Below are 8,015 nucleotides of genomic sequence, written 5' to 3'. Positions count from 1 at the left end.
CTGAAAACGTTTCTGTTGCCTTTTTACACACAAAGCTGTATTTGTTGGCATTGGCTTCGATCTTGGTGCCGTCAATAAAGAGGCAATCCAAGGTGACTAGCTCTGCCATTTTTAAGCGTCAGTTCAACTCAATGAAGAGGTCACGCATCACCTCCTCCATACCAGCAGCGACACGGAAGCGATTGATGGTGCGGTAGGACACCACCAATTGCCCGGTCAAATACTGCATGGCGAGGTTCTCCACCATCAGTTTCTCGATTTTGCGACCAGAGAAAACGCCTTGTGAGTAGGCGAACAGGAGCGCAGATAGAAGCATTTTGGGATGATAAGACGGACGACCAAAGTCATGATAGAAGGTGCGGAAGTGACTATCCTCCAAGGCATTCACCACTTTCTCAATCGTAAAGACCACATGATTATGAGTATTTAATAAGGAGGTTGGAAAAGTTTGTCAAAATTTTAAATGAAATAGACTCAAGCAAGGATGAACTAAAATTTGAACACAGTGAAAAAAATGTGAAAGAATAGCATTTTTCGGATTTATTGATACCAAATATTGAGTACTCTGAAGAAATTCTGAAATAAAATTGATAAAAAGGAATAAAAAACTAAGGAGATGATATTATGAAAAAGATAGGCTTATTGTCGAATGTTTTTATATCATTGTTTATTGTTATATTAGCTAGCGGTTCTGTGTCATCAGGAGTAGGTGCTAATGAAAATAAGGATATTAGTTATAATGTTTTAGTTAGTGAAAATAAATCTATTGAGGATGTAGAAGATGTTTTACAAAGTCAAGGAATTAAAGTTACTGATAAAATACCTGAAATAAATTTTTTAACTATTTCTACCGAAAAAAGTGAAGATACAATAAAAAAAGAAAACTCTAATTATATTGATGACATAGTTATAGATAATACTATGACTGTAAAGCCTAATATTACTTATTTGTATGGGGACAAGGTTTATACAAATACTAATTTAGATTTTTGGGGAAATCAGTGGGATATGCAAAAGAGTATTAGTACTGGAAGTAAATTTCAACATAAGTCCTCTGGTAAAGCAACAATTGGTGTAATAGATTCTGGTATTACATATGATAATCCAGATATTTATTCACACATTATTTCAGTACAAAATTTCACATCAGATTTGGAAACAGGAATAGTTGATAACCAAAATGTTGTAGATAAAATTGGGCATGGGACCTCTGTTGTGGGACAAATTTCATCAAGTGGAGAATATTTAGGGATAGCACCTGACATGAAAATACGAATGTATCGTGTTTTTGATGAAGGGAATGCTCAAGACCAATGGATTCTCAAAGCGCTCATTCAAGCAGCAAAAGATGATGTTGATGTTATTAACCTTAGTTTAGGAGAATATTTGTTAAGAGATTCCACTGATGAAGATGATGATACAGCTTTGATCAATATCTATCAACGGGCAATTAATTATGCTCATAATCAAGGTTCCGTTGTCGTTGCTTCAGTAGGTGATGAAGGGATGGATTTACAGAATCAAGATGAATTAAAAAACTACCTTGGTAGTTTAAGAGGAAAAGATTATAGTCAAGTTGATGGAACTGTACAAGATATTCCGGCTGAATTAGACAATGTTGTTACAGTTGGTTCAGTAGATGATAACGATCTTGTATCTAGTTTCTCAAATCAAGGGAATGGCGACATCGATATCTATGCAACAGGAGGTGGAAGTCAAGCGCTTTCTAAAGTAGGATATGATAAATGGGTAGCTGATAAATTATATGAAAAAGAATGGATTCTTGTTCCAACGCTTGAAGGAAAGTATACATATGCATATGGGACTTCAATTTCGACTCCTAAAGTCTCTGCAGCTTTAGGATTGATTATAGAAAAGTATAATTTGAAGGACCAACTAGATGAAGCTATTCGAATTTTATATGATAATTGTTTTCTTAGTAATAATGGAAACAATGGACAAATTAGGCTACTAAATATTACAAATTTTGTGCAATAATAGTGTAAAATAGTAGTATGAGATAAAAGAGGTACCTAGTATGTATAAGATTTTGGTAGTTGATGATGATTTTGAAATTGTAAAATTGATGCGAACAATTTTAGAAATGAAAAACTATAATGTGACGACTTATCAAGAAGTTAGGCTTCCTATAAAAATAAGTGATTTTGATGGATTTGATTTAATATTGCTTGATGTTATGATGCCAAATGTTGATGGTCTGCAAATCTGTAAACAGATTCGTAAATCAGTATCCTCTCCGATTATTTTTGTCAGTGCAAAAGATTCTGAAGATGATATTGTATCTGGCTTAAATCTTGGTGGTGACGATTATATCACAAAGCCATTTGGTGTTAATCAACTAGTTGCCAAGGTTGCAGCGCATTTAAAACGAGAAGAACGTTATAGAAATGCTGAATCTAATGAATCTGTTATTCGAGAATTACTTCCACTAACATTTTATCTTCAAGAAAAACTCGTGTGTGTTAATGGTGAAGCTATTTCTCTTACTAAAAGGGAATATGATATTTTAGAGCTATTATCTAGTAAGACAAATAAGGTTTATACAAGAGAAGAAATCTATGAATGTGTCTATGATGATGAAGCAGATGCATTATTTCGTTCAATTTCGGAATATATTTATCAAATTAGAGTCAAGTTTGGTCCCTATGGAATTAATCCCATTAAAACAATAAGGGGGATGGGATATAAGTGGAATGATGAAAAGGTATTCAATTAATAAGCGGATTTTAAGGACAGTTCTTGAAATAGTGATTGGTACAGTTGCAAATGTTATTATGTTGCTTGTATTGAGCTACGTTCTTATTTTTACAGGTCAGTTGAATACATATGGAACAGACTATCATATTTCAATTAGTGATAGTAAATCTGCTAACGGTATTAAGAATCAAATGGATTACTCTGTCTTTGATTATGTATTGTTTGATAGCGATAATGGCGAATTGGTCTCTGGAAAATATCAAAAACAGGATTTACAACATTATAAAGAAGTTTTTGATACTGGAAGTTCGGTTAGCGAGGGTTCTATATTGTTTACAGAATATGAAAACTCAGATTTTATTTTGGTTATCAGAAGACCAACAATGCCCGAATTTGTAAATCGAAACTTTCGACATATTTCCTATAATTTAGTCTCTTATTTGTTTTTTATAGTGCTAGAATTACTACTCATCTCTATCTCCGTTATCAGGCTCTTAAGAGAATTTACAAAAAATTTTCGTTTAATTGAAAAAATATCTCTGAATATAGGAATACCAGGAATGGATATTGGACGTAAAGAAACTGAAATCCTAGAATGTAATAACATTTTATTGACGCTTTATCAAAAAGACGAAGAGTTGACAAAGTTATTAGAAATGGAGAAAAAAGATAAAGAAGATTTGTCATTTCAAGTTGCTGCATTAGCACATGATATTAAAACACCATTAACTGTTTTAAAGGGGAATATCGAGTTGCTTGAGATGACTAATCTAGATGAAAAACAATTAGATTTTATGTCCTCCATGAATCATAGTGTTGGTATATTTGAAAAGTATTTTAATTCAATGGTTAATTACTCAAGGTTGCTAATTGAGGATAAGAATTATCAGGAAGATATTGAATTAGCAAAATTTCTTGATGAATTATCATTAGAATGTCGAGATATTATGTCTTCAAAAAAAATTAATTTTCAAATAGTTAATGAATCCCATACCAGAGTGATTAAAGGAAATCGTCTCAACTTAGATCGAGCTTTGATAAATATCTTATCTAATGCGACTAGATTTTGTTCAGAAGAGGGCAAGGTGGTACTGACTATATCTGAAAGTTCTAACTTTATCAGTTTTGAGATTTGGAATAATGGTTTACCATTTACAGAAGAGTCTCTTAAAGATGGAGGAAAACTTTTTTACACAGAGAATAAAGGAAGAAATGATAAGCATTACGGAATAGGACTTTCATTTGCTCAAAAGATAGCTATGAGACATCAAGGTCAATTAATACTCTCAAATCCACAAAATGGTGGTGCACAGGTCACTTTATTAATTAAAAAATTTTAGGGGCTGGTCAAAAAGCCTAATATAAACAAAACCGCATGAAATCTTTCATTTACAAACGTTGATTTTATGCGGTTTTTTGTTTCGAAAATTTGAAAAAATCAATTAGATATCGACTTTTTGCTCAATCTTTTTTCTGAACAAAGACTGAAATTTCTTTTGTATTATAATAAAAGAAATGGAGGCAGAAAAAATGGAAGTTATCATTCAAAATCTAAGAAAAAGCTATAAAGACAAAGAGGTTTTAAAAGACGTTTCATTTAAAATTGAAGAAGGTACTATTTGTGGTCTTCTGGGAGTAAATGGGGCTGGGAAATCCACCATTATGAAAATTCTTTTTGGGTTAGAAAGAGCTGATAGTGGAGAAGTCATTTTCAATGGAAAGCATAAGGATATTGTAGAAGAAAATAGATTTGATATTGGAGCGTTGATTGAATCTCCTGCTATCTATTTGAATCTTTCTGCATTTGACAATTTAAAAACACGAGCATTGCTACATGATATTCCAGATGAAAGAATTTATGAGGTACTTCAGTTGGTTGGTTTATCTGATACTGGAAAAAAGAAGGCAGGGCACTTTTCATTAGGAATGAAGCAACGACTTGGTTTAGGAATGGCAATTATTACCAATCCTGATTTATTAATTTTAGATGAGCCAACTAATGGTCTAGATCCAGATGGGATAAAAGAATTGCTAAATTTAATTAGGGATCTAAAAAAATCTGGAATGACAGTCCTCTTGTCCAGCCATCAACTAAGTGAAGTCAGCAAAATTGCGGATCAAATCGTTATACTGAATCAGGGCAAGATTTTTTACGATGATATTAATAAGAATTCAAATGATTTAGAAAACCTATTCTTTAGAATTGTTTATGGAGGTGATGGAAATGACTAAGATTTTTAAATCTGAGTGGCTGAAGCAAAAATCTAGTTCTGATAAAAAATTACTAATCCTTATTCCTTTGCTAGCAATTTTTATAGCTTTCATACTAGCAGGACCTCTCAATTTAGAAAGTTTTTCAATTTATTGGTGGGAGGGAGGATTCCTTTTCACTCTCCTTGGGTTATTGTTTTTAGCTGATTATAGCGCGGAGGAGAATGCAGGTGCGTTTCAAAATATTAGCTTGGGTAGATATACGTTTACTATTTATTTAGCGAAAATACTGTTGAAGTTCAAGGATGTTTTGATTTCAACCTTTATTTTTACGATAATATTTTATGGCATCTCATTTCTTTTTTCAGGTGTGATGTCAGTAGACATTGGTAAAGATTTGATTTGTTTATTACTTATTGGTGTTTCTTCTGCTTGGGTATTACCACTATTATATTTTCTAGCAAAGTGGATAAATCCCTACTTGTTGTTGGCTACAAATTCTCTTATTTGCTTATTAGTTGCTCCTCTAATAGCTCAGACATCGGTTTGGTTCATATTTCCTTATACTTATCACTATAAAATTGCTTATGCTCTTTTACATTTAAAACCCTCAGGTGATTTAGAGGCAGCATTAAGTGGATTTGAAATATCGACAATTTTAATATCAGTATCTCTTTCAATCTTAGTTTTTGTGAGTTTCCTTAGTTTGTTGAAGTGGAGGATAACTAATGAACAAAATTCTAAAAAGTGAGTTGCTAAAGTTGAAAGGCTCTCTTACTTTAAATCTTATTTTAATTTTATCAATTATTCAATTATTCACAATTCCTCTTTATTTACAGTTTACAAATAATTCAGTTGTAATTGAAAATATCATTTTTTTACCTATGTTAGGATATTGTATATTAGCATCAATTTTCTCTATTTTTCTTCATGAACAAGAGGAAAAAGCAAATTTCTTTCAAAATATAAAAAGCGAAAAAAATAGTAGAATTATTTGGGGAATAAAGCTTATTTCGACAGACTTACTTATGGTTTTACTGGGAGTTCCAGTTTGGATAGTGGTAGGAGTTGAATTTAATAGACTCTCTTACTTTGTGTATGTTGGTGTGATTACTTGGTTATTATTAGTCTTACTTAACCATTTACATATGTTATTTAGTCTTATCATGGGAAAGGGAGGGAATCTAGTAATTTCTTTTATTGAATGTCTGTTTATTATATTTGCAACCAATAAAGTATTTTTAAATATCTTCTGGTTGCCTATCGTTTTACCTGTTAATATGATTCTAGAAATTGGGAAAAATGAAATTTTTATGATTCTAGTATACTTAATTGGTTTTATCATATTATCGTATTTTTGTAATTTAGCTGTTATGAATAATGTTGAAATTCAAAAAATATGTAAAAAGAGGTAAATTGGTTAGAGGTCACTAAAAGAGTAGAATACAACAAAATTCAATAGATAAAAAGCGAATGACAGCATATTTTGAAATCTAAAGATTGCAAATCATCCGCTTTTTATGTCTATTTTATTATCTTTTCAAGACAGTATTGTTCATGATATTTTAAAAATATCAGACTTTTTCAGCAGTTTCATTGGTCAACTATCTTTTTATTTAATTGTCCAGAGTATCAGTATAAATATTTCATGCATTCTAAGAACCTGTATTCACAAAATTATAAAACCCTTAAAAGCCGACTAATGTGTGATTGTTTGACAAAAGCAACCTCTGATGATACGGACTTTTCAACATCTTTAGCTAATCTTCGAGAGTGGTTCAACCAAGCAAAAGTTCGCTCAACAACCCAACGTTTGGGAATGATTTGCCAGCTACCCTTAATTTTTTCAGAAATATCTACCAGGCAACCAAATTCCCCCATTATCATCTCCTCAAAACTTTTCCGATAACCAGCATCGCCTGAAAAAGCCTTGATGGTTGGGAATGTTACCATCACTTTGCGAGCTACTAAAAAGCCTGATTTTGTGTCGTGCAAATTAGCTGCATGAACCACTACATCAAGAAGATTTCCCATGGTATCAACAACAATGTGGCGCTTCCTCCCTTTGACTTTTTTATCGCCATCAATCCCACTTTCCTCTGCAACATCTGTTGTTTTCACGCTTTGAGAATCAATGATAGCATCGGTTGGAGTGGCTGCTCTATCGGCTTTCAATCGCTTTTTTTTAACCAGTTCCGTCAAAATGGTCCGCTCTCCTTGGCACGACGAAAGAAACTCCAGACAGTTGGGTAAGGAGGAAAATCATGAGGGAGCATGCGCCATTGGCAGCCTGTTTTAGTGATATACAAGGTTGCGTTCACGAGTTCTCGTTTAGACCATTTATAGGTGCCGTGTTTGGCGAAATAGGGTTCAAGTTGAGCCCATTCTTGATCGGTTAAATCAGTATGATATGCTTTTCGTGTCATATCTTTAGTTTAACATTTTTTTGTGAATACAGGTTCTTATAATCATAACAATAAAAGTTTATATTTATCTGCAAAAGATATACTCACATCAAATATATCCGAAAGTAAAAAAATAAGACCAATAACAGATGACATTTTTAAAGTAGAGAAAGATTATTATGTTAGATTTAATTCTAGTATTCTAAAACAATTGCCCAATAGGGATAAAATCAATGGGTATAAATTACTCAACCAGCCAGAAAAATCTGTATTATTGTTTCCACTTATAATAGTCATGGTCTTATCTGGATGTTTGTATACTAATTTGTGCATCAATAAACATCTCAGAGGAGAGTATATTTCAATTCATGTAAAAAATGGGAATATTACTTGTGATCAGTCTAAGAAATTAGAGTTCAAAAATAATATCATTGTGCGTGATAAAGAAGAATATACAGTCAATAATGTGTCAATGGAAATTAAAGATAATAAGAACAATGTTGTTGGGAAATATGAAAGACCTGGAGTCTTATATATTAAAGATGACTCCAAGAGTCAAACATATATTTTGAAATCTTCCGCAAAATATAAGAATGAGTGTAACAAGAAAAAAAGATAAGTAATATGATCTCATACCTTAGAGAGCCTTATGCTCTCTTTTTATTTCCCCATTCCAACAAC

General features: G+C 32.2%; 9 protein-coding genes and 1 pseudogene. 7 read left to right on the top strand and 3 right to left on the bottom strand.

The genetic code is table 11. The annotated features are described in order from the left end of the window. Positions 1-118: 118 nt before the first annotated feature. Positions 119-379 (bottom strand): transposase, encoded by a 261-nt coding sequence (locus tag ACMZ6Z_RS08650; RefSeq protein WP_416132149.1) that lies wholly within the window; start codon positions 377-379, stop codon positions 119-121. A gap of 245 nt (positions 380-624) precedes the next feature. Here ACMZ6Z_RS08650 and ACMZ6Z_RS08645 point away from each other — a divergent pair, with 245 nt between their 5' ends. The 6 genes from ACMZ6Z_RS08645 (at position 625) to ACMZ6Z_RS08620 (ending at position 6,344) form a co-directional block, all read left to right on the top strand. Next, positions 625-1,998 carry a S8 family peptidase gene (locus tag ACMZ6Z_RS08645; protein ID WP_416132148.1) on the top strand — a complete coding sequence of 458 codons (1,374 nt, stop codon included), beginning with the start codon at positions 625-627 and terminating at the stop codon, positions 1,996-1,998. Positions 1,999-2,038: 40 nt separating this feature from the next. Next, positions 2,039-2,737 (top strand): response regulator transcription factor, encoded by a 699-nt coding sequence (locus ACMZ6Z_RS08640; RefSeq protein ID WP_416132147.1) that lies wholly within the window; start codon positions 2,039-2,041, stop codon positions 2,735-2,737. After that, entirely contained in the window at positions 2,715-4,058 is a 1,344-nt protein-coding gene (locus tag ACMZ6Z_RS08635; protein ID WP_416132146.1) for a sensor histidine kinase, read from the top strand. The genes ACMZ6Z_RS08640 and ACMZ6Z_RS08635 overlap by 23 nt, the downstream gene beginning before the upstream one ends. Positions 4,059-4,248: 190 nt before the next feature. Beyond that, positions 4,249-4,950, top strand: coding sequence for an ABC transporter ATP-binding protein (locus ACMZ6Z_RS08630; protein WP_416132145.1), 702 nt, complete (start codon positions 4,249-4,251; stop codon positions 4,948-4,950). Beyond that, entirely contained in the window at positions 4,943-5,680 is a 738-nt protein-coding gene (locus tag ACMZ6Z_RS08625) for a lantibiotic ABC transporter permease (RefSeq protein WP_416132144.1), read from the top strand. Before ACMZ6Z_RS08630 ends, ACMZ6Z_RS08625 begins: the two co-directional genes overlap by 8 nt. Continuing rightward, the gene (locus tag ACMZ6Z_RS08620; protein WP_416132143.1) at positions 5,658-6,344 is read left to right on the top strand and encodes an ABC transporter permease; all 687 of its coding nucleotides are present in this window, start codon (positions 5,658-5,660) and stop codon (positions 6,342-6,344) included. The genes ACMZ6Z_RS08625 and ACMZ6Z_RS08620 overlap by 23 nt, the downstream gene beginning before the upstream one ends. Before the next feature lie 262 nt (positions 6,345-6,606). On the opposite strand, the pseudogene ACMZ6Z_RS08615 reads toward ACMZ6Z_RS08620, so the two are convergent. Together ACMZ6Z_RS08615 and ACMZ6Z_RS08610 are read right to left on the bottom strand one after the other, a co-directional pair. Next, a pseudogene (locus tag ACMZ6Z_RS08615) lies at positions 6,607-7,065 on the bottom strand (transposase); the annotation flags it as partial. 62 nt (positions 7,066-7,127) lie between these two features. Continuing rightward, positions 7,128-7,355, bottom strand: coding sequence for a transposase (locus ACMZ6Z_RS08610; protein WP_416132142.1), 228 nt, complete (start codon positions 7,353-7,355; stop codon positions 7,128-7,130). Positions 7,356-7,377: 22 nt separating this feature from the next. On the opposite strand from ACMZ6Z_RS08610, the gene ACMZ6Z_RS08605 reads away from it, so the two are divergent. Next, positions 7,378-7,953, top strand: coding sequence for a hypothetical protein (locus ACMZ6Z_RS08605; protein ID WP_416132141.1), 576 nt, complete (start codon positions 7,378-7,380; stop codon positions 7,951-7,953). Positions 7,954-8,015 lie beyond the last annotated feature (62 nt).

The organism is Streptococcus pluranimalium (assembly GCF_047785705.1).
GTDB lineage: Bacteria > Bacillota > Bacilli > Lactobacillales > Streptococcaceae > Streptococcus > Streptococcus pluranimalium_A.
This window is presented reverse-complemented; position numbering and strand designations above follow the sequence as displayed.

Bases quoted from the DNA above. Each gene is read 5' to 3' on its own strand.
- ACMZ6Z_RS08640 (WP_416132147.1), top strand. From the start codon at position 2,039: ATGTATAAGATTTTGGTAGTTGATGATGATTTTGAAATTGTAAAATTG.
- ACMZ6Z_RS08635 (WP_416132146.1), top strand. From the start codon at position 2,715: ATGATGAAAAGGTATTCAATTAATAAGCGGATTTTAAGGACAGTTCTT.
- ACMZ6Z_RS08610 (WP_416132142.1), bottom strand. From the start codon at position 7,355: ATGACACGAAAAGCATATCATACTGATTTAACCGATCAAGAATGGGCT.
- ACMZ6Z_RS08620 (WP_416132143.1), top strand. From the start codon at position 5,658: ATGAACAAAATTCTAAAAAGTGAGTTGCTAAAGTTGAAAGGCTCTCTT.
- ACMZ6Z_RS08645 (WP_416132148.1), top strand. From the start codon at position 625: ATGAAAAAGATAGGCTTATTGTCGAATGTTTTTATATCATTGTTTATT.
- ACMZ6Z_RS08630 (WP_416132145.1), top strand. From the start codon at position 4,249: ATGGAAGTTATCATTCAAAATCTAAGAAAAAGCTATAAAGACAAAGAG.
- ACMZ6Z_RS08625 (WP_416132144.1), top strand. From the start codon at position 4,943: ATGACTAAGATTTTTAAATCTGAGTGGCTGAAGCAAAAATCTAGTTCT.